This is a genomic window from Pseudomonas sp. CFII64 (assembly GCF_000416235.1).
Classification (GTDB): domain Bacteria; phylum Pseudomonadota; class Gammaproteobacteria; order Pseudomonadales; family Pseudomonadaceae; genus Aquipseudomonas.
Map to the genome: position 1 here is coordinate 368471 of NZ_ATLO01000049.1, position 26092 is coordinate 394562.

General features: G+C 60.2%; 20 protein-coding genes. 3 read left to right on the forward strand and 17 right to left on the reverse strand.

The annotated features are described in order from the left end of the window. Positions 1-66: 66 nt before the first annotated feature. Both CFII64_RS24610 and CFII64_RS24615 read right to left on the reverse strand, forming a co-directional pair. Positions 67-1032 carry an L-carnitine dehydrogenase gene (locus CFII64_RS24610; protein WP_020293579.1) on the reverse strand — a complete coding sequence of 322 codons (966 nt, stop codon included), beginning with the start codon at positions 1030-1032 and terminating at the stop codon, positions 67-69. A 123-nt stretch (positions 1033-1155) separates the two neighbouring features. Further along, a complete protein-coding gene (locus CFII64_RS24615) occupies positions 1156-2043 on the reverse strand; it encodes a 3-keto-5-aminohexanoate cleavage protein (RefSeq protein WP_020293580.1) in 888 nt (295 codons plus the stop codon). 254 nt (positions 2044-2297) lie between these two features. On the opposite strand from CFII64_RS24615, the gene CFII64_RS24620 reads away from it, so the two are divergent. Beyond that, positions 2298-3245, forward strand: coding sequence for a GlxA family transcriptional regulator (locus CFII64_RS24620; protein WP_020293581.1), 948 nt, complete (start codon positions 2298-2300; stop codon positions 3243-3245). Positions 3246-3258: 13 nt separating this feature from the next. Here the strand turns inward: CFII64_RS24620 and CFII64_RS24625 are convergent, their stop codons facing one another. From CFII64_RS24625 to CFII64_RS24680, 12 genes are all read right to left on the reverse strand, one after another. Then, positions 3259-4437 (reverse strand): NAD(P)/FAD-dependent oxidoreductase, encoded by a 1179-nt coding sequence (locus tag CFII64_RS24625; protein ID WP_020293582.1) that lies wholly within the window; start codon positions 4435-4437, stop codon positions 3259-3261. A 107-nt stretch (positions 4438-4544) separates the two neighbouring features. Beyond that, positions 4545-5924, reverse strand: coding sequence for an ATP-dependent RNA helicase DbpA (gene dbpA / locus CFII64_RS24630; protein WP_020293583.1), 1380 nt, complete (start codon positions 5922-5924; stop codon positions 4545-4547). A 181-nt stretch (positions 5925-6105) separates the two neighbouring features. Next, positions 6106-7515 (reverse strand): multidrug transporter subunit MdtD, encoded by a 1410-nt coding sequence (mdtD, locus tag CFII64_RS24635; RefSeq protein WP_020293584.1) that lies wholly within the window; start codon positions 7513-7515, stop codon positions 6106-6108. 146 nt (positions 7516-7661) lie between these two features. Further along, positions 7662-8987 (reverse strand): TldD/PmbA family protein, encoded by a 1326-nt coding sequence (locus CFII64_RS24640; protein ID WP_020293585.1) that lies wholly within the window; start codon positions 8985-8987, stop codon positions 7662-7664. Further along, a complete protein-coding gene (locus tag CFII64_RS24645; protein ID WP_020293586.1) occupies positions 8987-10429 on the reverse strand; it encodes a TldD/PmbA family protein in 1443 nt (480 codons plus the stop codon). The genes CFII64_RS24640 and CFII64_RS24645 overlap by 1 nt, the downstream gene beginning before the upstream one ends. A 355-nt stretch (positions 10430-10784) precedes the next feature. Continuing rightward, positions 10785-12488, reverse strand: coding sequence for a choline dehydrogenase (gene betA, locus CFII64_RS24650; protein ID WP_020293587.1), 1704 nt, complete (start codon positions 12486-12488; stop codon positions 10785-10787). Positions 12489-12661: 173 nt separating this feature from the next. After that, the gene (gene betB / locus CFII64_RS24655) at positions 12662-14134 is read right to left on the reverse strand and encodes a betaine-aldehyde dehydrogenase (protein ID WP_020293588.1); all 1473 of its coding nucleotides are present in this window, start codon (positions 14132-14134) and stop codon (positions 12662-12664) included. Positions 14135-14203: 69 nt separating this feature from the next. Next, on the reverse strand, positions 14204-14797 hold the full coding sequence (betI, locus tag CFII64_RS24660) for a transcriptional regulator BetI (RefSeq protein WP_020293589.1): 594 nt from the start codon (positions 14795-14797) through the stop codon (positions 14204-14206). Positions 14798-15098: 301 nt separating this feature from the next. After that, entirely contained in the window at positions 15099-16277 is a 1179-nt protein-coding gene (gene choV, locus CFII64_RS24665) for a choline ABC transporter ATP-binding protein (protein WP_020293590.1), read from the reverse strand. Further along, entirely contained in the window at positions 16274-17119 is an 846-nt protein-coding gene (gene choW / locus CFII64_RS24670; protein WP_020293591.1) for a choline ABC transporter permease subunit, read from the reverse strand. The genes choV and choW overlap by 4 nt, the downstream gene beginning before the upstream one ends. Positions 17120-17186: 67 nt before the next feature. After that, positions 17187-18134 (reverse strand): choline ABC transporter substrate-binding protein, encoded by a 948-nt coding sequence (locus CFII64_RS24675; protein WP_020293592.1) that lies wholly within the window; start codon positions 18132-18134, stop codon positions 17187-17189. 215 nt (positions 18135-18349) lie between these two features. Next, positions 18350-18814 (reverse strand): hypothetical protein, encoded by a 465-nt coding sequence (locus tag CFII64_RS24680; protein ID WP_020293593.1) that lies wholly within the window; start codon positions 18812-18814, stop codon positions 18350-18352. Between the two features lie 271 nt (positions 18815-19085). Between CFII64_RS24680 and CFII64_RS24685 the strand changes: the two genes are divergently transcribed. Then, on the forward strand, positions 19086-20189 hold the full coding sequence (locus CFII64_RS24685) for a GlxA family transcriptional regulator (RefSeq protein ID WP_020293594.1): 1104 nt from the start codon (positions 19086-19088) through the stop codon (positions 20187-20189). Between the two features lie 250 nt (positions 20190-20439). Here CFII64_RS24685 and CFII64_RS24690 read toward each other — a convergent pair whose 3' ends face one another. Continuing rightward, entirely contained in the window at positions 20440-20700 is a 261-nt protein-coding gene (locus CFII64_RS24690) for a hypothetical protein (protein ID WP_044901650.1), read from the reverse strand. A gap of 332 nt (positions 20701-21032) precedes the next feature. Here CFII64_RS24690 and CFII64_RS24695 point away from each other — a divergent pair, with 332 nt between their 5' ends. Further along, entirely contained in the window at positions 21033-21869 is an 837-nt protein-coding gene (locus tag CFII64_RS24695; protein ID WP_020293595.1) for a 23S rRNA (adenine(2030)-N(6))-methyltransferase RlmJ, read from the forward strand. A 286-nt stretch (positions 21870-22155) separates the two neighbouring features. On the opposite strand, the gene msrA is transcribed toward CFII64_RS24695, so the two are convergent. Together msrA and CFII64_RS24705 are read right to left on the reverse strand one after the other, a co-directional pair. After that, entirely contained in the window at positions 22156-22821 is a 666-nt protein-coding gene (gene msrA / locus CFII64_RS24700) for a peptide-methionine (S)-S-oxide reductase MsrA (protein WP_020293596.1), read from the reverse strand. Between the two features lie 214 nt (positions 22822-23035). Next, a complete protein-coding gene (locus tag CFII64_RS24705; RefSeq protein ID WP_020293597.1) occupies positions 23036-25729 on the reverse strand; it encodes a bifunctional diguanylate cyclase/phosphodiesterase in 2694 nt (897 codons plus the stop codon). Positions 25730-26092: the final 363 nt, after the last annotated feature.

Consider the following 26092-nt stretch of genomic DNA (forward strand, 5'->3'; position numbering starts at 1 on the left):
CCGCGTTATCGTTCTTCGCGAGCAAGCTCGCTCCCACAAGGTTTTGGTTTTGGTGCTGGTCGGGCGCTAGTCGTTGAACGCCATACCATGCTTGGCCTTGGTCACACGCACCGCTTCCAGCACCGCCAGCAGGCAATCATCGCGATAACGTTCCAGCGCGGCGATGCTGTGCTTGCCCAGTTGATCGCTGGTGCCATCGACCACATCGTCGATCAGCTTGTCGGTGAGTTCCGGCGCAGGCAGGTAAGTCCACGGCAGCTTCAAGGCCGGGCCGAACTGGTTCATGAAATGCCGCATCCCGGCGTCGCCGCCCGCCAGTGTGTAGGTCAGGAACGTGCCCATGAACGACCAGCGCAGTCCGGCGCCAAAACGAATCGCATCGTCGATCTCTCCGGTGGTTGCCACGCCGTCGTTGACCAGATGCAACGCCTCGCGCCACAGCGCTTCGAGCAAGCGGTCGGCAATGAAACCGGGGACTTCCTTGCGCACATGCAGCGGGCGCATGCCCAGCGATTCATATACCTCGATCGCCGCCTGCACCGCTTCCGGCGCGGTGTGTTGGCCGCCGACCACTTCCACCAGCGGCAGCAGATAAACCGGGTTGAACGGATGGCCGACGACGCAGCGTTCCGGATGGGTCGCGCCTTCGTAGAACTCGCTGGGCAGCAGGCCCGAAGTACTGGAGCCAATCAGCGCATTGGGTTTGGCCGCTGCGCTGATCTTGCCGTGCAGCTCAAGTTTCAGATCCAGCCGCTCCGGCGCGCTCTCCTGAATGAAGTCGGCATCGCGCACGCATTCTTCGATGGTCGCGACAAAGCGCAGGCGATCCTTGGATGCGCCCGATGCCAGGCCTTTCTGTTCAAGGGCGGGCCAGGCATTGGCGACGCGTTTGCGCAATGCAGCCTCGGCGCCGGGGGCCGGGTCCCAAGCGACAACATCCAGGCCGTGGGCCAGCGCGCGAGCCACCCAGCCGCTGCCGATGACGCCGCTGCCCAAGGCCGCGAAAGTTTTGATGTCGGTGATGAAGGTCATGGTTTGTTCCTGATTTGAATAGAATGCCGGGGGGCCGCTGCGCTGGCTCCGTAGGACCGGCTTCAGCCGGGAGAGCGCCCTCCCGGCTGAAGCCGGTCCTACGGAATCAAGACAGTCAGTGGCTTAACCGCGCTTGGTCAAACCCATCTTCACGCGGCCTTCTGCCGGGGTCATGACGCGGGCACCGAGGCGGCTGAGGATCTCGCTGGCGCGTTCCACCAGGGCGCCGTTGCTGGCCAGCACGCCACGGTCGAGCCAGATGTTGTCTTCCAGTCCGACCCGCACGTTGCCGCCCAACAGCACCGCTTGCGCCGCCATGGGCATTTGCATGCGACCGATGCCGAAGCCGGCCCACACCGCGTCGGCGGGCAGGTTGTCGACCATGGCTTTCATGGTGGTGGTATCTGCCGGAGCGCCCCACGGAATGCCCAGGCACAGCTGAAACAGCGGGTTGTCGAGCAAGCCTTCCTTGATCATCTGTTTGGCGAACCACAGATGACCGGTGTCGAAGATTTCCAGCTCGGCCTTCACGCCCAGCTCTTGAATGCGCTTGGCACCAGCGCGCAGCTGGGCGGGCGTGGACACATAAATGGTGTCGCCGTCGCCGAAGTTCAGCGTGCCGCAATCCAGGGTGCAGATTTCCGGCAGCAGCTCCTCGACATGCGCCAGGCGGGTCAGCGGGCCGACCAGATCGGTGTTCGGGCCAAACTCCAGCGGACGCTCGCCAGGCCCGATTTCCAGATCGCCGCCCATGCCGGCGGTGAGGTTGACGATGATGTCGATGTCCGCTTCGCGAATGCGCTCCATCACTTCGCGATACAGCGCAACGTCGCGGCTGAACTTGCCGGTTTGCGGGTCGCGAACGTGGCAGTGAACCACTGTCGCGCCGGCTTTGGCGGCTTCAACGGCTGCGGCTGCGATCTGTTTGGGCGTGACCGGAACAAGATGGCTTCTTCCGGTGGTGTCGCCAGCACCGGTGAGTGCGCAGGTGATGATGACGTCATGGTTCATTGATCAGGTTCCTTGCAGGCTTGGCGTGATTTGTTTTGATGGTGCAAAACTACGCAGCCAGCGCCCCGCAAAAGCGCACAGCGGCGACCCGCTCTTGCACAGCAGCGACCTGTGCTATTGCCATGCTCGTGCAACCGGCGTATCTCAATGCGCACTGCGCGGCGAATCCGTAGGAGCGGCTTTAGCCGCGAAAGCGTCCTCGCGGCTAAAGCCGGTCCTACGGTTTTGCGCTCTTGATCAAACGGAAACCATCGATGTCCCAGGATTTCTACTTTCTGCTCATGCCCGGCTTTTCGGTGATGGGTTTTGTGTCGGCGGTGGAGCCGTTGCGGGTCGCCAATCGGTTTGGTGGCGAGCTGTACCGCTGGCATGTGCTGAGCGTGGATGGTGGCGCGGTGATCGCCAGCAATGGCATGTCGGTCAATGCCGATGCAGCGCTGGAGCCGTTGAAAAAAGGCGCGACGGTGTGGGTCGTGGCCGGCTTCGAGCCGTTGAAGTCCTGCACGCCGGCACTTGAACACTGGCTGCGACGTCTGGACAACGAAGGCGTGACCTTGGGTGCAATCGATTCGGGGAGCTTTGTGCTGGCCCAGGCCGGGCTGCTGGATAACCATCGGCTGACCATGCATTGGGAAGCCATCGATGCGTTCAAGGAATCGTGGCCGAAGCTGCAGGTTACCCAGGAATTGTTCGAGATCGACCGGCGGCGCATCACCTGTGCAGGCGGCACCGCGTCCATCGACATGATGCTCGACCTGATCGGCCAGGCCCACGGCCCGGAGCTGGCGATCAAGGTGTCGGAGCAATTCGTGCTCGGGCGCATTCGTCCGCGCAAGGATCACCAGCGCATGCAGATCGCCACGCGTTATGGCATCAGCAGCAAAAAGCTGGTGCAGGTAATCGGCGAAATGGAACAACACACCGAGCCGCCGTTAAGCACGCTGCAACTGGCCGAAGGCATTCAGGTCACGCGACGCCAGTTGGAGCGCCTGTTCCGCCTGCACCTGAACGACACGCCGAGCAATTTCTATCTTGGCCTACGCCTGGAGAAAGCCCGGCAGTTACTGCGTCAAAGCGACATGAGCGTGCTGGAAGTCAGCATCGCCTGCGGTTTCGAATCGCCTTCGTATTTCACCCGCAGCTACCGGGCGCGTTTCGCCCGGTGTCCGCGGGAAGATCGGCGCTCACAGCTCAGTCATTGACGATCCGGCCGCTTCAGACAAACTGCGCCGCTGCATACGCCGACGCCCAGGCCCACTGGAAGTTGAAACCGCCCAGATGCCCGCTGACGTCCAGCACTTCGCCAATGAAATACAAGCCCGGCGACTTCAGCGATTCCATGGTTTTCGAGGACACTTCACGCGTGTCGATGCCGCCCAGGGTCACTTCCGCCGTGCGATAGCCTTCGGTGCCTGCCGGGACGACCTGCCAGCTCGCCAGTTTGCCAGCGATATCCGCCAGTTCAGCGTGGGTGTACTGCTTCATGGGCTTGGAGACGAACCAATGCTCGGCGATCAGGTTGGCCATCTTCTTGGTGAAGATTTCCCCCAGCAGGGTTTTCAGCTCGCTGTTGGGCCGTTCGGCTTGTTGCTCGTTGAGCCAGCTGGCGACGTCGTGATCCGGCAGCAGGTTGATTTCCACGGCATCGCCGGAATTCCAGAACGACGAGATTTGCAGGATCGCCGGACCGCTGAGGCCGCGATGGGTGAACAGGATGTTCTCGCGGAAGCTCGTGTCGTTGCAGCTGACCAGACAGTCCACCGAGGTGCCGGACAGCTCGGTGCAGATTTCCTTGAGCTGATCGGTGATGGTGAACGGCACAAGACCGGCGCGCGTCGGCAGCAATGTGTGGCCGAACTGCTTGCCGACCTGATAACCGAATCCGGTGGCGCCCAGCGTCGGGATCGACAGGCCGCCGGTGGCGATCACCAGCGATTCGCAGCTCAGATTGCCCAGCGTGGTAGCCAGCGTGTAGCCGCTCTCGGTTTTTTCGATCTGCTGCACGGACGTGTCCATATGCAGGCTGACGCCCGCTTGCCGGCATTCGTCCAGCAGCAGTTCGAGGATGTCGCTGGATTTGTTATCGCAGAACAACTGGCCGAGCTTTTTCTCGTGATACGGCACGCCGTGCTTGGCGACCAGCGCGATGAAATCCCACTGGGTATAACGCGCCAGCGCCGATTTGCAGAAGTGCGGATTCTGCGACAGGAAATTGGCCGGCTCGGTGTACAGGTTGGTGAAATTGCAGCGCCCGCCGCCGGACATGAGGATTTTCTTGCCGGGCTTGTTGGCGTGATCGATCAACATCACCTTGCATCCGCGACTGGCAGCGGTCAGCGCGCACATCAAACCTGCGGCGCCAGCGCCAATGATCACAACGTCAGTAACGGGCACAGCGGTTTCCTCGGGTGTCTGAATGACGCCCTCGCGGATAAATCCGCTCCTACAAGAAAAATCTGATCCGTAGGAGCGGCTTTAGCCGCGAGGGTTTCAGTGGGTTCTTACAAAATCCGCACGCGCAACGATTTGCCTTTGATCTTGCCGTTGTTCAAGCGCTCCAGCGCCTGTTTGGCGACGCTGCGCTCGACCGCGACGTACGCCTGGAAATCAAAGATCGCGATCTTGCCGACCTGGGTGCCTGGGATGCCGGCGTCGCCGGTCAATGCGCCGAGGATGTCGCCGGGACGCAGTTTGTCCTTGCGGCCGGAACCGATGCACAAGGTGCTCATGGTCGGAATCAGCTGCGAACCGCCGGCGTTTTTCAGGTTGTCCAGCTGATCCCAGCGCAACGAAGCTTTCTGGATTTCCTCGATGGCGCGGGCGCGCTGGCTTTCCGACGGCGCGACCAGACTGATCGCGATGCCTTTCTCGCCAGCACGACCGGTACGGCCAACGCGGTGAATGTGCATTTCCGAATCCCGGGCCAGCTCGACGTTGAGCACCATGTCCAGGGCATCGATGTCCAGGCCACGCGCGGCAACGTCAGTGGCGACCAATACCGACGTGCTGCGGTTGGCGAACATTGCCAGCACTTGATCGCGATCACGCTGCTCCAGATCGCCATGCAGGCCGACAGCGGAAATGCCCTTGGCGGTCAGGTGATCGACCACTTCCTGGCACTGCTGCTTGGTGAAACAGAACGCCACGCAGGATTGCGGACGGAAGTGACCGAGCACTTTGACCACGGCGTCGAGGCGATCTTCCGGGGAGATTTCGTAGAAAATCTGCTCGATCTGGCTGTCGGCGTGCAGCGCTTCGACCTTGACGGTCTGCGGATCGCGCATGAACTTGGACGACAGCTGCTTGATGCCCACCGGATAAGTGGCCGAGAACAACAGCGTCTGACGCTTTTTCGGGGTCTGCTCGATGATGTCGGCGATGGCGTCGTAGAAACCCATGTCCAGCATGCGGTCGGCTTCGTCGAGGATCAGCGTGTTCAGGCCGTCCAGCACCAGCGAACCTTTGCGCAAATGCTGCTGAATACGGCCCGGCGTACCGACGATGATGTGCGCGCCGTGCTCCAGGGAACCGATCTGCGGGCCGAAGGACACGCCGCCGCACAAGGTCAGCACCTTGATGTTGTCTTCGGAGCGCGCCAGACGACGAATTTCTTTCGCCACCTGGTCAGCCAGCTCGCGGGTCGGGCACAGCACAAGGGCCTGGCAACCGAAATAGCGCGGGTTGATCGGATTGATCAGGCCGATGCCGAATGCGGCGGTCTTGCCGCTACCGGTTTTAGCCTGGGCGATGAGGTCCATGCCCTTGAGAATCACCGGCAGGCTCTGCGCCTGAATCGGCGTCATTTCGGCGTAACCAAGCGACTCCAGGTTAGCCAGCATGGCGGCGGACAGGGGCAAAGTATTGAAAGCGGTGTTAGTCACGGGATGGGCCTGCAAAACAAAATGTCGCGCAGTGTATCAGGTCCCGAGCCAGCCTGGCTGACTCCCGCCGGGTGGCGATAGGCCTGGTTTTTACTGTAGGACCGGCTTCAGCCGGGAGGACAGGTCATCAGGCTCAGAAGATGTATCCCCTGCCAGAGCCTTCTCCCGGCTGAAGCCGGTCTTACGCAGCCTTGGGCTTCACCTCACGCGACGGTAACTGCAGGAAAATCCCCGCCGCGAACATCGCCATGATGCCCACCGTCAGGAACGTCAGCTGGAAGGCGCCCAGCACGCTGCTCACTTCGCCGGTCGCGACCTGATCGGTAAAGCCGCCGAGCAATGCCGCCGCGCACGCCACGCCGAAGCTCAGGGACAACTGCGCGACCACCGACAGCAGGCTGTTGCCGCTGGCGGCGCTGGCGTCGTCCAGGTCGATGAGCGTCACGGTGTTCATGGCGGTGAATTGCAGGGAGTTCACCGCGCCCAGCAAGCCCAGATGCACCAGCAACAGCCAATACGGCGTTTCGCTGCCGACCAGGGCAAGGCTCGACAGCAGAATGCCGAGCATCAAGGTGTTGCCGGTGAGAATAATGCGATAACCCAGGCGCTCAATCAGCCAGCGCGCCACGGACTTGGCGAACATCGCCGCAGCCGCCAGCGGCAGCATGCTCATCCCCGCTTGGGAAGGCGAATAACCCAGTGCGACTTGCAACAGCAGCGGCATCAGAAATGGCAGCGCACCACTGCCCAGTCGGGCGAACAGATTGCCGAGAATGCCCACCGCAAAGGTTCGCGTGCGAAACAGCGAAGGCGCGAACAGCGGCGCGTCCACATGCCCGGCGCGCAGCCAATAAGCGGCCAGGCAACCGAAGCCGCCGAACAGCAGCAAGACCACGCGCAGGTGCGGCAAGTGCAGTTCGCCGAGGCCCTCCAGCGCAATGGTAATCAGCACCATCGCCGCGCCAAACAGGGTGAAGCCGACACCGTCAAAACGCGTGCGGCCACCGCCAGCCAGGTCGGGAATGAAGTGCTTGACCGCGAAACAGCCGACAATGCCCACCGGAATATTGATCAGGAAGATCCAGTGCCAGCTCAGGTATTCCACCATCCAGCCGCCCAGGGTCGGGCCCATCAGCGGGCCGAGCAGGCCGGGCAGGGTGATGAAACTCATGATCCGCACCAGCTCCGAGCGCGGATAAGCCCGCAGCACGATCAGGCGCCCGATGGGCAGCATCAAGGCCCCGCCGAGGCCTTGCACCACTCGCGCGCCGATCAGCATGGTCAGCGAATTGGACAGCGCGCACAGCAGCGAGCCGAAGCTGAACAGCAGGATCGCGCTGAAGAAAATCTGCTTGATGCCAAAGCGGTCGGCGATCCAGCCCGAGGCCGGGATCAGCAAGGCGATGGTGAGCATGTAGGCAATCACCACCGACTGCATGCGCAACGGGTCTTCGGCCAGCGAACGCGCCATTGAAGGCAACGCCGTGTTGAGAATCGTGCCGTCCAGGCTCTGCATGAAGAACGCAATGGCAACTACCCAAGGCAACCAGCGTAGGGCTTTTTCATCCAGAAGCGGGGCGGTGATCGGCATGGGGGTCCTTGTTGTTGTGCGCAAAGAACGGGTTGATTTGTAGGACCGGCTTTAGCCGGGAGGGCGGCAACCTACCTGAGGCATCTTCATTGCCTGGAATAATGCTCTCCCGGCTGAAGCCGGTCCTACGGGGCATGCGCTGGCGGTCAAAGCGTCAACGTCAACCGGCTGATTAAAGCCCCCGGCAGCTGACTCGACGCTGTCTGGCGCTCACTATAGGTACTTGTCGAGAGAATCAGTTCCCGCTCTTGGGTCAAATCTTCCAATGCGCTGCCCAACAGGCTGTAGGCGCTGTCGTCGAAACGCATGGTGCTGACCGGCGCCTGGATCTTGCCGTCTTCGACCCAGAACGTCGCGAAACGGGTCATGCCGGTCAGGCGCGCGGCGGCTTGATCGGAGTAGTTCAGGTACCAGAGATTGCCGATGTACAGGCCGGTGCCGATTCTCTCCAGGATCTGCTCAAGCTCCAGCGAACCTCCCGCCATGCTCAGGGAATTCGGCGACTCGCCCGGATCAGCGCCGTTGGTTGCCAGGCCATACTCGGCCGCGCTGGCCGAATCCACCAGTTGCTCGCGAGCCTGCCCGTTGGCGACCAAGGCCAGATCCTTGCGTGGATAACCTTCGCCGGAAAACGCTGGAGACAGCGGGCCGCTGACCTGCTCGTCAAGGCTCACCAGCGGGCTCAAGTGGGCATCGCCGCTGTACAGACGCTGCAACGGGCTGGTCTTGTTCGCCAGTGATTGCGCGGAAAAACCGCCCCAGCACAGCATGCCGATGATTTCGTCCATGGCCGCTGGCGCCAGATAGGCGCGGTATTGCCCCGGCGCCAGGGTTTTCAGCGGACGGCCGATAAACTCCAGCTGCTCGCGCGCCAGTTCGAAGCGGCGGGCGAACGCGGCGTCGCTCCAGTCGTGCCCGGCATAGTTGGCTTTCACCGCCTGGCCGTTGTCGTGAAACAGACTCCAGTCGAAATTGAAACTGTTGGCCTGGTGCCAGCCCAGCGCGCCCCACGAACTGGCGAAACCGCGATACAGCGGACCTGCCGCATAGAAACCCACCAGATCCAGCCCTTGCGCCAGACGAGCGATCTGCTCCACCACGTCGGCGCTGTCCGGCAATGGCTGCGCCTGCACGTTGCTGGTTTGCCAGGCGTCGGTGTTGGGTTTCAGGTACGGGTCCTTGGGCAGCAAGGTCAGGGTTTCGCGCAGCTGATGCAACGCTTCGCTCAGGCGTTGCCGGTCGATGTCGGCCTCACCTGACAGCGTCAGGCGCAAGTTGGCGTGACGCTCGTCGTCGATCAGCTTGAAGGTCACGCTGGCCTGCTGCACATGGCCGAGCTGACGCACCTTGGCGTGATTGAAGCGAATGAAATCCGATTCCTCGGCGTTGTAGGCGAGGGTAAATTGCTCCTGCTGCGTGAGCGCGCCCTTGAGGGATTCGACCAGCGCCTGGAATTGCTGTTGATGCGCCATCAGGCATCGCCTCCGAATACGTCGACCTGACTGAATACGCAGGCCGGAGATGCGTGACCGACGCGGATCACTTGATTGGGTTCGCCCTTGCCGCAGTTTGGCGTGCCCAGCACTTTGAAGGTGCTGGCATCGCCCACCGCGCTGAGGTTCTTCCAGAATTGCGCGGAAATCGCCCGGTAATTGGGGTTCTTGACCACGCCTTTGAGTTCGCCGTTTTCGATCAGCTGGCCCCATTCGCAGCCGAACTGGAATTTATTGCGCGCATCGTCGATGGACCACGAGCGATTGGTGGACATCAGAATGCCGTGCTCGATATTACCGATCAGCTGTGCCAGCGGTTGATCGCCGGGCTCGATGTTCAGATTGGCCATGCGGTCGATGGGCGGGCGATTCCAGCCGCAGGCGCGACTGTTGGCGACGCCGTCCATGCCCGCACGATGCTGCGACAACGCACCGCCCAACGGACGCTCCAGCTTGCCTTCACGAATCAAAAACTGCTTGCTCGCGGCAGTGCCATCGTCGTCGTGGCTGTAGCTGGCCAGTTGCTCGGGGATTTCCGGGTCGAAGGTCACGTTGAGCAGCTTCGAACCATATTGCAGGCTGCCGAAGTCGCTGGCCTTGACGAAACTGGTGCCCGCGTAATTGCGCTCGTCGCCGAGAATGCGGTCCAGTTCCAGCGGATGGCCGATGGATTCGTGGATTTGCAGGATCATTTGGTCCGGCATCAACAGCAGGTCGCGCGGGCCTTGCGGCGTGTTGGGCGCCATGATCAGTTGCAGCGCTTGATCGGCGACGTTACCCGCTGCGCCGATCAGCCCGCAGCTGGCGATGACTTCTGCGCCGCCTTGCTGGCCAAAGTTGTCCCGACCCAGGCTGCGGGTCTGGCTGTCGCTGCCGTCGTAGGCGGTCACGGTCATGCCCGGATAAACGAAACGCTGCGCCCGGCGAATCTGCGCGCCAGCGTTGTTGAGGTAGATCTGCTCAACGTTTTCCAGGCCCAGGCTGACTTGCCAGTTCACCAGGCGATCATCCTGCGGCACGGCCGTGGACTCGCTCATCAACAGGTGCAGACAATCGCTTAATGGCGGGAAGGCATCGTTCAGGTGCGGCGATACGTAGTCGGCGCGGGCGGTGGCGACGGTCTGGTCCGTCAAGTCCAGCAGTGCGTGGGGCGCCAGACGGCGGGCAAGGGCTTCGGCGTGTTCCAGCGCAGCCTGCAGGCCGCGTTGCGAGATGTCCTGGGTTGCGGCGTAGGCTTCCACGCCATTGAGGCGCACGGTCAGCATCGCGCCTTCGTCACTGCTCAGATAGGGCGGTTCGGCAACGTTCTTGCGCACGCACAAATGCTGGCTGGTCTGGCGCACGTAACGCAGGGAATAGAATTGGGCGCGGCTCTGCAGGGCAGCAAACCGCTGCGAAAGCTGAGCGGAAAGATCGAACATGCAGGATGGCCTCTATCTGAATATTGCGGGGATTTCTCGCGGCTAAAGCCGCTCCTACGAGGCAGGCGTAATCCGTAGGAGCGGCTTTAGCCGCGAGCGGAGCAACACGATGTTTCTGACTTGAACCGGGCAACCCTTGCTGCACAGGATCGCGTCGAACCGATTCGGCCCAGCGGCTCGGCGTTGAGGTTGATCGTTTGCGTGGCGCTAGATTAGGCCGGTGGCGATGTCGGGATCAAGCGCGGCGGGTGTAGATGGGATTTGCGGTGTTCGAAATGAATCCCTCCCGGCTGAAGCCGGTCCTACGGGAACACGCATCGTAGGACCGGCTTTAGCCGGGAGGGGCTTGACGCGGTTACTGGGCCGTACGGCTCACTTCCCGGGCCGGCTTGCCACGCGCAGGCTTGTCGCCCGCGACGAAGTAAGCGGCAGTGCTGCGTGGCAGCGGGGCGCGGCCGCGGATCTTGTCGGCGATTTTCTCGGCGATCATGATCGTTGGCGCATTGAGGTTGCCGGTGGTGATCAGCGGCATGATCGACGCATCGACAACCCGCAGGCCTTGCAGGCCATGCACACGACCTTCGCCATCCACCACGGCCATCTCGTCGGTGCCCATCTTGCACGAGCACGATGGATGGAACGCAGTTTCGGCATGATCACGCACGAACTTGTCCAGATCCTCATCGGACTGCACTTCAATGCCGGGGCTGATTTCGCGGCCACGGTATGGATCCAGCGCCGGTTGCTGCATGATTTCCCGGGTCAGGCGGATGCCGTCGCGGAATTCCTGCCAGTCCTGCTCGGAAGCCATGTAGTTGAAAAGAATGCTCGGATATTCGCGAGGATTCTTCGACTTGATCTGCACGCGGCCACGGCTGGGCGAACGCATCGAACCCACGTGGGCCTGGAAGCCATGCTCTTTGACGCCATTGCTGCCGTTGTAGTTAATCGCGACCGGCAGGAAGTGGTATTGAATGTTTGGCCATTCGAAGGCTTCGCTGGAACGGATAAAACCGCCCGCTTCGAACTGATTGCTGGCACCGATGCCTGTGCCGAGGAACATCCATTCGGCGCCGATGGCTGGCTGATTCCACCACAGCAGCGATGGATACAGGGAAACCGGCTGGGTGCAGGCATATTGCAGGTACATTTCCAGGTGGTCTTGCAGGTTCTGACCAACGCCAGGCAGATCGTGAACCACTGGCACATCGAGCTTGTTCAGCACGTCAGCCGGGCCGACGCCGGAACGCTGCAGGATCTGCGGCGAAGCGATGGCACCGCCGCACAGCAGGACTTCCTTGCGCGCACGGGCTTCGACGTGGGCGTCGTTGTCGCCCACCAGATAAGCCACGCCAACCGCGCGCTTGTCTTCAAACAGAATGCGGTCGGTCAGGGCGTGAGTCACGATGGTCAGCGTCGAGCGCTTTTTCGCTTCGTCCAGATAACCGCGAGCGGTGCTGGCGCGACGACCATTGGGCGTCACGGTGCGATCCATCGGGCCGAAACCTTCCTGCTGATAACCGTTGAGGTCTTCAGTGCGTGGATAACCGGCTTGCACGCCCGCTTCGACCATGGCGTGGAACAGTGGATTGTTGCCGGCTTTGGGCGTGGTCACGCTGACCGGGCCATCGCCGCCGTGATAATCGTTGGCGCCGGTGTCGCGGCTTTCCGCCTTGCGGAAATACGGCAGACAGTCCAGATAGCTCCAGTCTTCCAGCCCCGGATTTTTCGCCCAGCCGTCGTAGTCCATCGCATTGCCACGGATGTAGCACATGCCGTTGATCAACGACGAACCACCCAAACCCTTGCCACGGCCACATTCCATGCGGCGGCCGTTCATGTGCGGTTCTGGATCGGTTTCGTAGGCCCAGTTGTAGCGGCGGCCTTGCAGCGGGAATGCCAGTGCCGCGGGCATTTGTGTGCGGAAGTCCAGACGATAGTCCGGGCCGCCTGCTTCCAGCAGCAGAACGGTGACGCCTGGGTCTTCGGTGAGACGGGCTGCCAGAGTATTACCGGCCGAACCTGCGCCGATGATGATGTAATCGAATTCCTGGGACATTACTGCACCCTCTTTGAAAATAATTGGAGCGGGGGAATGATTGGCTCACTCGACCCCTTGCACCCCATGCAAGTGCGCTAGCCTGGAGGCCTCCTCGCGGATAAATCCGCTCCTACGACGATGCGCCAGGTCCGTAGGAGCGGCTTCAGCCGCGAGGGCGTCAGTCGGGATGATCAAAACACCGACGCGTAATCCCCAAGCTCAACCTGCACCGATTTGATCCGCGTGTACTGCGCCAGGGAGCTGATGCCGTTTTCACGACCCACGCCCGATTGCTTGTAGCCGCCGACCGGCATTTCCGCCGCTGATTCGCCCCAGGCGTTGATCCAGCAGATGCCGGCTTCGAGCTGGTGAATCACGCGGTGGGCGCGGCTCAGGTCTTTGGTGACGATACCGGCGGCCAGGCCGAATTCGGTATCGTTGGCGCGGCGGATCACTTCTTCCTCGCTGTCATAGCCGAGAATACTCATCACCGGGCCGAAGATTTCTTCACGGACGATTTTCATCTCGTCGGTGCAATCGGTGAATACCGTGGGTGCCACGAAGGCGCCTTTGGCAAATTCACCTTCGGTCAGTCGCTCGCCGCCACACAGCAGGCGTGCGCCTTGCTCTTTGCCGGAGGCGATGTAACCCAGCACGCTTTCCATGTGGGCGAAGCTGACCAGCGGGCCGAAGTTGGTGTTGTCGTCTTCCGGATTGCCGACACGAACACGTTTCACACGCTCGACGATTTTAGCTTCGAACGCGGCTTTCAATGCGTTGGGCACGAAGACGCGGGTGCCGTTGGTGCAGACCTGGCCCGAGCTGTAGAAGTTGGCCATCATCGCGATGTCGGCGGCACGATCCAGATCGGCGTCGTCGAAGATGATCAGCGGCGACTTGCCGCCCAGTTCCATGGTCACTTCCTTGAGGGAAGAGCCCGAAGCGCTGGCCATGACTTTCTTGCCGGTGTTGACGCCACCGGTGAAGGAGATTTTCTCGATGCGCGGGTGTTCGGTGAGCCAGCTGCCGACCTCGCTACCGGCGCCGGTCAGCACGTTGAACACGCCATCCGGCACGCCTGCAGCGGTGTAGATTTCTGCCAGCTTCAAGGTGGTCAGCGAAGTGACTTCGCTGGGCTTGAAGATCATCGCGTTGCCCGCTGCCAGCGCCGGTGCGGATTTCCACAGGGCGATCTGGATCGGATAGTTCCACGCGCCGATACCGGCAACCACGCCCAGCGGCTCGCGGCGGGTGTAGACGAAGGAAGACGTGCGCAGCGGGATTTGCTCGCCTTCGATGGCAGGCACCAGGCCCGCGTAATATTCCAGCACGTCGGCGCCGGTCACGATGTCGACGTATTTGGTTTCGGAGATGGCCTTGCCGGTGTCGAGGGTTTCCAGCGCGGCGAGTTCATCGTTGCGTTCACGCAAGATGTCCACGGCGCGACGCAGGATGCGCGAACGCTCCATGGCGGTCATGGCGGCCCAGATTTTCTGGCCTTTCTCGGCGCTGACCACGGCGCGTTCGACGTCGTCTTTGGTGGCGCGCTGGACCTGTGCCAGGACTTCGCCGTTCGCCGGGTTGATGGCGTCGAAAGTCGCGTTGCTGCTGGCGTCCACGTAGCCGCCGTCGATGTAGAGTTTTTGCTGTTCGAAACGGGCCATAAAGTCCTCGCAAATTCTTGAGTGGTGGCGATGACTGATGTCAGGTGGGTGAGTGGCCGCTACAGGGCTTCAGCTCACCGATTTCGCCAGTTGAAAATCCATATATTCGTACGCGATCTGTTGCGCTTGTTCGGTGTCGAAGGCATCGCCCGACAGCGCGCCGCGCAACCATAAACCGTCGATCAGGGCCGCCAGGCCACGGGCTGCGCTACGCGCTTGCTCCAGCGGCAAGACGCGGCGGAACTGACAGCACAGGTTCGAATACAGGCGGTGATCGTTGATCCGCTGCAACCTGTGCAAGGACGGTTGGTGCATGCTGGTGGCCCAAAAGGCCAGCCAGGTTTTCATTGCCGGGCCGTTGACCTGGCTGGCGTCGAAGTTGCCTTCGATGATCACTTGCAGATGCGCCCGCGGGCTGTCATCGGTCAGCGCCTGTCGGCGGTCGCTGACATTGGCGATCAAGGCGTTCATCAGATGGCGCATGGTGGCCGCGATCAGGCCGTTCTTGTCCTGAAAATAATGGCTGATGATGCCGTTGGAGACACCCGCCAGACGGGCGATCAACGCGATGCTGGCGTCGCCCATTCCGACCTGATCGACCGCAGTGAGCGTGGCCTGGATCAGTTGTTGACGTCGAATGGGTTGCATACCGACCTTGGGCATATCGTTGAATCTCCTGGTTCGCCGGACTGATCGCAGTGCCTGAAATGGCTGGGCCAGTCTAAAGATTTTTTATTGAACGTTCAATCAATAAAAAAGCAGGGGCGCGCGGAAAGGGGTGAAACTCAGTGCGTCGCTCCCGGCTAAAGCCGGTCCTACGGGCCTTGTGCGATCCGTAGGAGCGGCTTCAGCCGCGAGGTATTCAGTCGCGTTTATCGTCTAGAACGCCCTTCCGGCTAAATCCGGTCCTACGGGCCTCGTGCAATCCGTAGGAGCGGCTTTAGCCGCGAGGGCGGTGCTGCGTTTAACCGAGGTTTTTACCCAAAAGCGCGTGATACAGCTCGCTGTCACCCAGAATACCGACCACTTGATTGCCGTCTTGCAGCACCAGCTTGTTGCCGGTCTGGTAGCGGATCTGCAACGCGTCGCGCATGCCGATGTTGGAGTCTACCAGGGTCGGGCGGCGGTTGAGGGTGTCCATTGGCTGGCCTGGTGCCCAGTTTTGCAGGTCAAGCTGACCCGCACCCTGGCGTGCACCTTTGATGGTGTTGCCTTCGGCCAGATCGAGCCATGAATCGACGCCCGGATCGAGGCAGACCGAGCCGTTGATCTTGGTGCAATTGTCCAGCGTGCGCATCAGGCTGCGGCCGCACAGAACATTGAGCGGATTGGTGTGGGCGACGAAAGTGCGTACATAGTCATCGGCCGGGTTGAGGACGATTTCTTCCGGCACGCTGTATTGCACGATGCGGCCGTCTTTCATGATCGCGATCCGGCTGCCCAGTTTCAGGGCTTCATCAAGGTCGTGACTCACGAACACGATGGTTTTGCTCAACTTGTTCTGCAGTTCCAGCAGTTCGTCCTGCAAGCCTTGGCGGATCAGTGGATCGAGGGCGGAGAAGGGTTCATCCATCAGCAGGATATCGGCGTCCATGGCCAGCGCCCGGGCCAGGCCGACACGTTGCTGCATGCCGCCGGACAGTTCGTCGGGTTTCTTGTTACGCCATTGGGTCAGGCCCACCAGTTCGAGTTTTTCATCGACCAGCTTGCGCCGTTCCTTTTCCGGGCGACCCTGCATTTCCAGGCCGAAGCTGATGTTCTCGCGCACCGTCAGCCACGGCATCAAGGCGAACTTCTGGAAGACCATGGCGATACGCTTGGTGCGCATCATTTTCAGTTCGGCGGGCGTGCAGGACGCAATGTTGATCTGCGAACCTTCATGCTCGACGTACAGCGCGCCACGGCTCACGGTGTTGAGGCCGTTGATACAGCGCAACAGGCTGGATTTGCCGGAACCGGACAAGCCCATAAGCACGCAGATTTCGCCCTTTTGAACCTCCAGGCTGGCTTTTTCCACCCCGACGATCTGGCCGGTTTTTTTCAGAATCTGGTCACGCGTCAGGCCTTCATCCAGCAACTTGAGGGCCTCACGCGGATCCTTGGAGAAGATAACGTCTACCTTGTCGAATTTGATGATGCTCATGCGTCAGCCCTCACCTTGGCGTCGGGTTGTTTGCAGATACGGTCGAGCATGATTGCCAGCAGTACGATCGCCAGGCCTGCTTCGAAGCCCAGGGCGATGTCAGCGGTGTTCAATGCGTTGACCACAGGTTTGCCCAGGCCGTCGGCACCTACCAGTGCGGCGATTACCACCATCGATAGCGAAAGCATGATGCATTGGGTAATGCCGGCAGCGATGCTCGGCATGGCGTAAGGCAGTTCGATGCGCGTCAGCAACTGGCGTCGCGATGAGCCAAAGGCTTTGCCGGCATCGAGCAATTCGTGGGGTACATCGCGGATACCCAGATACGTCAGGCGGATCGGCGCGGCAATGGCGAAGACCACCGTTGAAATCAGACCAGGCACAACGCCCAGGCCGAACAGCGTCAGGGTAGGGATCAGGTAAACGAAGGTCGGAACCGTCTGCATCAAGTCCAGAATCGGCCGCATGATGGTGTAGAACATCGGTTTGTGGGCGGCAATGATGCCCAGCGGCACGCCGATCAATACGCAGACGAAGGTGGCGAACAGCACCTGCGCCAGGGTTTCCATGGTCTGAACCCAGTAACCCAGGTTGAGGATCAGCAGAAACGAGATGATGACGAAAACCGTCAGGCCCCATTTGCGCTGGATGAAGTGCGCGAGCAAGGCAATCAAGCCGATCAACACAAGAGGATTGAACCAGGTCAACGAAGACGTCAGGCCGTGGATCATGGTCTCCAGCGTAGACGCGATCGCATCGAAAGTGCTGGCACCGTGTTGGGTCAGCCATTCGACGAAGGCCGCGATGTACTCGCCAAGAGGAATTTTATGATCTGTGAACATGGTTTCGGTTATCCGCTTGCGGGAGGAAATGGGGACAACAGGCGGGCAAGCCCGCCTGCCTGTCGGATTACTTCGTCAGCTTGGCTTTTGCAGCCTCCAGGCCTGGTTTTCCGTCAACAGTGGTGACGCCGGCAAGCCAGGTGTCGAGCACTTGCGGGTTGGCTTTGAGCCATGCCTTGGCGGCTACGTCAGGCTTCATCTTGTCATCCAGAACCTTGCCCATCAGCGAGCTTTCCATGTTCAGGGTGAACGACAGGTTTTTCAGCAACTGGCCCACGTTGCTGCATTCCTGCGCATAGCCTTTGCGGGTGTTGGTGTAGATCGTGGCCTGGCCGAAGTTCGGACCGAAAAAGTCGTCACCGCCAGTCAGGTACTGCATTTTGAAACGGGTGTTCATCGGATGCGGTTCCCAGCCCAGGAACACCACATCGGTGCCGCGACGTGAAGCGCGATCAACTTGCGACAACATGCCAGCTTCGCTGGACTCCACGACTTTGAAACCTGCGGCCTTGAGGCCGAAGGCGTCCTTGTCGATCATGCTCTGGATCAGGCGGTTGCCGTCGTTGCCTGGCTCGATGCCGTAAATCTTGCCGTCGAGCTCTTTCTTGAATTTGGCGATATCGGCGAAGTCATGCAGGCCTTTGTCGTACAGCGCTTGCGGGACAGCCAGGGTGTATTTGGCGTTTTCCAGATTGGCGCGCACGGTTTCGACAGTGCCGGCTTCACGATAAGCCTTGATGTCGTTTTCCATGGTCGGCATCCAGTTGCCGAGGAAAACGTCCATGTTCTTGCCGTCGGCCAGGGACTTGTAGGTCACCGGCACGGAAATCATCGTGGTTTTGGTCTTGTAGCCCAGGGACTCAAGCACAGCACTGGTCACAGCGGTGGTGACCGTGATGTCTGTCCAGCCGACATCGGAAAAGTTGACGGTATTGCACTGCGCCGGCTCGGCCGCCTGCGCCAGCATTGGCAATCCCAGCGCGACAGCCAGTAGCAGTGATTTTGAACCTTTCATGGGTGGACTCCTTTGGTTTTTCTTCCCGCTATCAGCTTGTGCAAGCCTGACGCGATTTATGTTTTTTCGGCTGAACGAAAAGGCGTAAAGCAAAAGCTCTTTCACTGCGGCTGGCGATCGAGTCGACACCGATCATGTAACAGCCCAAATCAAACGCCTACAGGGGGCGTCGTAACCAGTACATACAGGGTCGCATCCAGTGTCGGTGACGTCGCTTATGGATTTTTTCTCCGCTGTAAGCGCCCTTTTCCTACGGGAATAGGGCTAAAACCGGCATAAAGCAGGGCACAAAGGCGCTGTACGACATTCGCGACGTTGGTGAGCATGGATGGGTCGGTGTGAGACGCCGTCGTACCGGAAAAAAGCCTGATGATGCGATTTGATCGGCGGATCGCAATCAGCGTAGCAGCTGCAGCACGCAGTTTTTGGATGGCCGTTTGGGTATTCCGTTCAATGTGCAAGGCGTCTGGCATCAAACGTGTGGCAGCGAGCGGCGCATCTCCCCCGATCTGCAAACCTCGGATAACGTCTTCGCGAGCAAGCTCGCTCCCACGGTGAAGAGTGCTGACGCTGGTCACTGCTCGCTTATCGAACACCCCGCTCGATTGGCGCCACCTTTTGGCGCGCAGGCCCGGGAACATGGCGCTAAGCCATGTTCCCGTGCTTTGAGTGACACTCATATCCGGCCGCTCGTTTCTGTCTTCTCACAAGTGCTACCGAATTGCTCACCCGGTCAACGGTAGCAAGGCTTGTAAATCCCCCGCGTCGCGAATCGACAACTCAGGTCGCTGCTGAATAGACGCATCACGACGTCGTTTTCAGGGGTTATTGAATAGCCATCCAACTTTAGGCATGGCATTTGCGTTGTCATTACAAAGCCCTGCTGAACATGGGGCAATAACAAGAGCCTGTGCCTGGGCCAACAACTGCTTTGTGTGAGGAGATACCGTGATGAATTCGTCCAACTCCGGGGCCCAACCCCAGAATCGTGCACCACAATCCATCGGCTTCCTGCTGCTGGACAACTTCACGCTGATCTCCCTCGCATCAGCGGTTGAGCCGCTGCGCATGGCCAACCAGCTGTCTGGCCGCGAGCTGTATCGCTGGACCACGTTGACGGCCGATGGCGGCCAGGTCTGGGCCAGCGATGGTCTGCAGATCACCCCGGACGCTGCGATGGCCAAGGCACCAGCGCTGGACACCATCATCGTCTGCGGCGGCGTCGGCATTCAGCGCACCGTGAGCCGTGAGCATGTGAGCTGGCTGCAAAGCCAGGCGCGGCAGTCCAAGCGTCTGGGCGCGGTCTGCACCGGTAGCTGGGCATTGGCCTGTGCTGGCCTGCTCGATGGTTTCGATTGCAGCGTGCATTGGGAATGTCTGGCCTCGATGCAGGAAGCCTTCCCGCGCGTGGCGATGAGTACCCGCTTGTTCACCCTGGACCGCAACCGCTTCACCAGCTCCGGCGGCACCGCGCCACTGGACATGATGCTGCACCTGATCAGCCGCGATCATGGCCGTGAACTGTCGGCGGCAATCTCGGAGATGTTCGTCTACGAGCGCATTCGTAACGAGCAGGATCACCAGCGCGTGCCGCTCAAGCACATGCTCGGTACCAATCAGCCGAAACTGCAGGAAATCGTCGCGCTGATGGAAGCCAACCTCGAAGAGCCTATCGATCTGGACGAGCTGGCGGTTTACGTCGCGGTCTCCCGGCGTCAACTGGAGCGGCTGTTCCAGAAATACCTGCATTGCTCGCCATCGCGCTATTACTTGAAGCTGCGCCTGATCCGCGCCCGGCAACTGCTCAAGCAAACGCCGATGTCGATCATCGAAGTGGCGTCGGTCTGCGGCTTCGTGTCCACGCCGCACTTCTCCAAGTGCTACCGCGAATACTTCGGCATCCCGCCACGCGACGAACGCGTCGGCTCCAACACCACCCAGCAAGTGGCCATGATGCCAATCCCGCAAGCCCTCGTCCTGGCCCCGCTGTCAGGCCCGCTGTCAGCGTTGAGTCAGGCGAGGAATGAATCGACGTTTGCGAGTGTGAGGTTGTAACAAGCCTGATCGGTCAGGGATTGGGCAACACAGAATCAGGTAGGAGGGGACTTGTCCCCGAAGAGGCAGGCGCAAGCGCGGAAGATATTCCTGCTCAGCCCCGACGCCTTCCCGGACAAGTCCGGTCCTACCGGGCAATACAAAATCCGGTAGGAGGGGACTTGTCCCCGAAGAGGCCGGTGCAGGCGCTGAAGATATTCCTGCTCAGCCCCGACGCCTTCCCGGACAAGTCCGGACCCTAAGAAGTCATTTACCCGTGATTCTTCTTATAAGCTGCCAGCGCTGGCAGCAACTGTTGATCAATCGCCTGGCGCACTGCCGGCAAGATCGTTGCGCTGCCGGTGAGCATTTGTTCTACCAGACGACGCAGGGCGGTGGCGCGTTCGACGGTCAGGCCGCAGACGGCTTGGGAACAGGCCTGTTCGGCAGTCGCGCCGGAAGGCATTTCGAAACCGATCGCTCTGAGCTGGCTGATCAAGTCTTCCTGGTCAATCAAGTCTGCGTGCATCATCCCGTGCGCTCCTTTTTTGTGAGGTAGGGTCTGATTCTGGTGGTGCTCGCGGTTGTCGGCAAGGGGCGGGGCCAGCGATGTCTGGGGCGCCTACGAGCATGTCGTTTTCGGGCAACTCCGCTGGCGGGCGACAGGGCAAACTGGCCTGGCTGAATGCGCGGTCAATGGTTTGGTCACCCTCTTGGCTGCGCAGTATCTTCAGCCCCGGTTTTTGCGACGGCTTTACCGGGTATTTTTTTGCCCGAAAAATGACCGGCTGGCTCCTGCGGCGTGGCGGCGATCTGCTAATCCTCCCTCGATTTGCTAAACTCCGCTGCCTTCCAGGAGTTGCCATGAATTACCGTCACGCCTTCCACGCCGGCAACCACGCCGATGTATTCAAACACCTTGTCCTGACTCGTTTGTTCGCCCTGATGGCGCGCAAGGAGCAGCCGTTCGCCTATATCGACAGCCACGCCGGGCTGGGTTTGTATGACCTCAAAGGTGATCAGGCCAGTCGCACCGGCGAATACCTCGAAGGCATCGCCCGCCTGTGGGATGCACCGGATCTGCCTGCAATGGCTGCGGATTACATGCAGCTGCTGCACGACATGAACCCCAATGGCGAGCTGCGTTATTACCCCGGTTCCCCGGAAATCGCCCGTCGTTCGACCCGCGAGCGCGACCGTATTCTGCTCAACGAGAAACATCCCGAAGACGGGCGCCTGCTCAAGGAAAACATGCGCGGCGACCGTCGCGTGGCGGTGCATCTGGGTGAAGGCTGGCATGTGCCCCGCGCCTTGCTGCCGGTTGCGGAAAAACGCGCCGTGCTGCTGATCGATCCGCCGTTCGAGCAACTTGATGAGATGAAACGCTGTGCCGTGGCCTTGAAAGAGACCATCAGCCGCATGCGCCAGACCGTTGCGACGATCTGGTATCCGATCAAGGACCAGCGTTTGCTCAAGCGCTTCTATCAGGATCTGGCCGAAACCGGCGCGCCGAAGCTTTTGCGCGTTGAGTTGTACGTACACCCGCTGGACACGCCCGCGAGCCTCAACGGCTCAGGCCTGGTCATCGCCAACCCGCCTTGGGGCCTGGAAGAAGAACTGCGCGAATTGATGCCGTATCTGGCCAAAAAACTCGGGCAGACCCAGGGCGACTGGAAGATGGATTGGTTGATTGCGGAGTGACGGCACCCTGCATGCGGTGAACGTGGCTCGCGGCTAAAGCCGCTCCTACGCAGAGGTGGCATCTGGCGAAATCCGTAGGACCGGCTTTAGCCGGGAGGGCGTCATTTGCCTCCGTGCAAAACCTGGCGGCGAACGCTGCTCGCGGCTGAAGCCGCTCCTACGCAGAGGTGGTATCCGGCGAAATCCGTAGGACCGGCTTTAGCCGGGAGGGCGTCTTTCGCGCCAGCACATAACCTGGCGGTGAACGCTGCTCGCGGCTGAAGCCGCTCCTGCGGTGGTGGTGCCCTTACGAATTGTTCGCCAGACTCGGCGGCAAACACACCCCAGTGCCACCAATGCCGCAATAGCCCTCCGGGTTTTTCGCCAGGTATTGCTGGTGGTATGCCTCGGCGTAGAAGAAGGTCGGGGCTTCGTCGATTTTGGTGGTGATCGAACCCAGGCCGGCGTTGGTCAGTTCGGTCTGAAATTCGGCGGCGCTGGCTTTGGCGGCGGCGAGTTGGTCCGGTTTGGTGCAGTAGATAACCGAGCGGTATTGGGTGCCGATGTCGTTGCCTTGCCGCATGCCCTGAGTCGGGTTGTGCGCTTCCCAGAACACTTTGAGCAATTGCTCGTAGCTGATTTTTTCCGGTTCGTAGACCACCAGCACCACTTCGCTGTGCCCGGTCAGGCCGGAGCAGACTTCTTCGTAAGTCGGGTTCGGCGTAATGCCGCCCGCGTAACCAACCGCAGTGCTGAACACGCCTTCTTGATTCCACAGCAGCCGTTCAGCGCCCCAGAAGCAGCCGAGACCGAAAATCGCGAATTCCACGCTGCCCGGAAACGGCCCCAGCAATGGATTGCCGTTGACGAAGTGGAACTCAGGAACCGAAATCGGGGTTTCACGGCCAGGCAGTGCCTGATCGGCGGTTGGGAGTACGTTTTTGTTCACAAGAATTTCCGAGCGCAGAGCCATGAACCTGTTCCTCTTGGTAGGCACGGACGCGTGGTCCGTAAAGGTGGGTCAGGACGAATGAATGGTTGAACGTCTGAGGCTGTAGGAGCCAACTTGTTGGCGAGACATTGTCAGAGCTGCCGCTTCGCCAACAAGTTGGCTCCTACAGCAGCGGTGACGTGTCAGTTGAGGTTTGCTAGTGTGCCCGAAACATCCAGGAACAGGGAAGGGCTTGTCAGGCCAGCGGCCCGCGCGGGTAGCGGCGCAGTTTGGCGATCAGATCTTCGCCGGGAATCGGGCGGTCGAACAGGTAGCCTTGGCCCACGTCGCAGCGATGGCGGCGCAGGAAGGTCAGTTGCGCGGCGGTTTCGATGCCTTCGGCGACAACTTTCAGTTTGAGGTTGTGAGCCATGGCAATCACCGCCGAGGTGATTTCCATGTCGTCCTGATCATCCGGAATATCACGAATGAAGCTGCGGTCGATCTTGATCACATCGATGGGGAATTTCTTCAGGTAACTGAACGAAGAGTAGCCGGTGCCGAAGTCATCCATGGCCAGCGACAGACCCATTTTTTTCAGGGAGTCGAGCTGTTGGCGGGTGTCTTCGGTGGCCTCCAGCAGCAGGCCTTCGGTCAATTCCAGCTCCAGCAACGAAGCGTCGAGCTGTTCTTCCTTGAGGATCGCGGCAATCGAGCTGACCAGTTCCGGGTCGGCGAACTGCTTGGGCGAGACGTTGATCGCCACTTGCAGGTTGCCGAAACCGGCAGCGGTCAGGGCTTTGCTCATGCGGCACGACTGGCGGGCAACCCATTTGCCGATCGGGATGATCAGGCCGGTTTCTTCGGCAACGCTGATGAACTGGTCCGGGCGGATCATGCCTTTTTCCGGATGGTTCCAGCGCAGCAATGCTTCCATACCCAGCAGGCGACCGCTGCTCAGGCACAGCTTGGGTTGGTAAAACACTTCCAGCTCGTTCTGGGTCAGAGCGCGGCGCAGGTTGTTTTCGACGAACAGTTTGTAGCTGGCCTCGGCGTTCAACGCTTCGGTGAAGACCTGAACCTGATGTTTGCCATTGGCCTTGGCCTTGTGCAGCGCCAGCCCGGCGTTTTTCATCAGGGTTTGCGGGTCGCGGCCGTGCAGCGGCGCGCAGGCCAGGCCAACCGATCCCGTCACACTGATCAGCTGATTGTCGACGAACATGGGTTTATCCAGCGTCGCCAGGACTTGAGTGGCGACCAGTTGGCCAGCTTCCATGCTCGCATCATCAAGCAGTACGGCAAATTCGTTACTGGCGAAACGGGCCAGGATGTCGCTGGCGTTCAGCGTGTTGCGCAGGCGGCGCGCGAGGCTGATCAGCAACTTGTCGCCGGTCTGGTGGCCGAGGCTGTCGTTGATGCGTTTGAAGTTGTCGATGTCCACCAGCAGCAGGCTCATCGGCGTGTCGCTGTCCCGGGCGAAGCGTTCGTCCAGGTTGCGAATGAACGCCGGGCGGTTGCCCAGGTTGGTCAGGTTGTCGGTATAGGCCAGGCGCTCGATGCGCTGTTGGGCCAGTTTGTTCTGGGTGACGTCTTCGTAGATGCCGATGTAATGCGTCAGCTCGCGGTCGTCGCCGTACACCTTGGAAATCGACAGCTGGCCCCAATACGGTTCCAGGTTTTTGCGTCGGCTCTTGAATTCACCCTGCCAGCTGTTGCTTTTGGCCAGGCCCGAATTGGCGTCCTGGAGCAATCCGTTGAGGTTTTCCAGCGCTGGCAGTTCGGACAGTTTCTGTCCGTGAACCTCGTCAGTGGTGTATTGGGTGATGGCCGTGAAACTCGGGTTGACGTATTCCACCACGCCGTCGCAATTGACCAGCAGGAACGCACTGGCGCTTTGCTCGACCGCACGCTGGAACAGATGCAGCGCGCTGGTGGCGGTGCGCCGGTTATGGTTGTTGATCACCTGGGCGAACTGGTCGGCCAACTCCCCGGCAAAGGCGATTTCGTCGGACTGCCAGGGGCGCGGGGTGCCGATCTGCTCCAGGCACAGCACGCCCACCACTTGCCCGTCGATGCGAATACTGGCGTCGAGAATGGCGCTGATGTCGCGCGGCTTGAGGTTGGCCGCCATTTCCCGAGTGCGAGGGTCGTGCTGGACATCGTTGGCGTCGATGGCCCGGCTGTTATGCAAGGCTTCCAGATAACTCGGATACGGGCTGGCATCGATGACATCCGGCAGGCGGTATTCACCTGTGGCCTTGCGGAATTCGGCGATCGGCTCAAGGCACTTGTCGTTGAGATTCCAGATGCTCGCGCAAGCGATGTCGTAGATTTTGCAGGCGCTTTTGGTAATCAGCTGCGCCGCTTCCAGTAAGGAGTTGGCAGAGCTGTAACGGTGGCGTGCCAGGTGCAGGATCAAACCCTGCTGGGCGCGGACGCGCTCCAGGTGCTCGAGTTGTTCCTGTTGCGCATGCTGATTGAGTTGCAAGGCAATTTGCAGCTGGGAATTCTGGGTTTCCAGGTCGGGTGCCGAAACGGTGTCGATGTCCAGCGAAACGTCGCCCAGCACCATCAGGTAACCACGCAACAAATGGCGATTATGCTGCTTGTAGCCTTCGCCGATCTCGATCAGCCCCAACGGCCCGCGAGAGGTGTGCAGCGTGTAGCGCACCAGATAATGCGGCGTGTCGGACAGCTGTTGTTGAATAGCGTCGTGCAGTTGATAGCGAGCTTCGGGCTCCATCAGGCTGGCGTATGGCGATCCCACCAGGGCGCAGAGATCCATAGCTGCCAGACCGAGCTGTTTTTCGCAGTTCGGGTCCAGGTACAGCAACGCCCAATTGGCTTCGTTGAGCCTTTCGAAACGCAGCATTCCGAGCCGCGATGGCACAGGCAACTGCGTCACTACCTCGGCCACCGATCTACCGGCAGCATCAGGTTGGCTCTTCATGAAGAAACTCGCTTCCGTAATACTGATCGCGCACGGACCCTGGCCCTTTTTAAATTGTCGCGTATGGCAAGGTTGCATCATGCAGCGCGGGCTGACAAGCCGGCTGTATGGCTTAGTGCTATAAATGTTTCGGCTGATTAACACTCTTCTTAAATGCAGCTGGTCAGATTGTTCTAAATCAACGTATTTGTATTGTTTGAGACACAAATCCTTAATCGTTTTTATCGGAATCGTTACAAAGCTGTAGGCAAAAAAAGCCCCGCCAGTTGGCGGGGTTGAGGTACGAGCGTGGCAGCTCGAAAAACAGGTTGTTGCGCAAACGTTGGGATCTGACTCATTCAATTGATTGAAAAGCGTATCCGT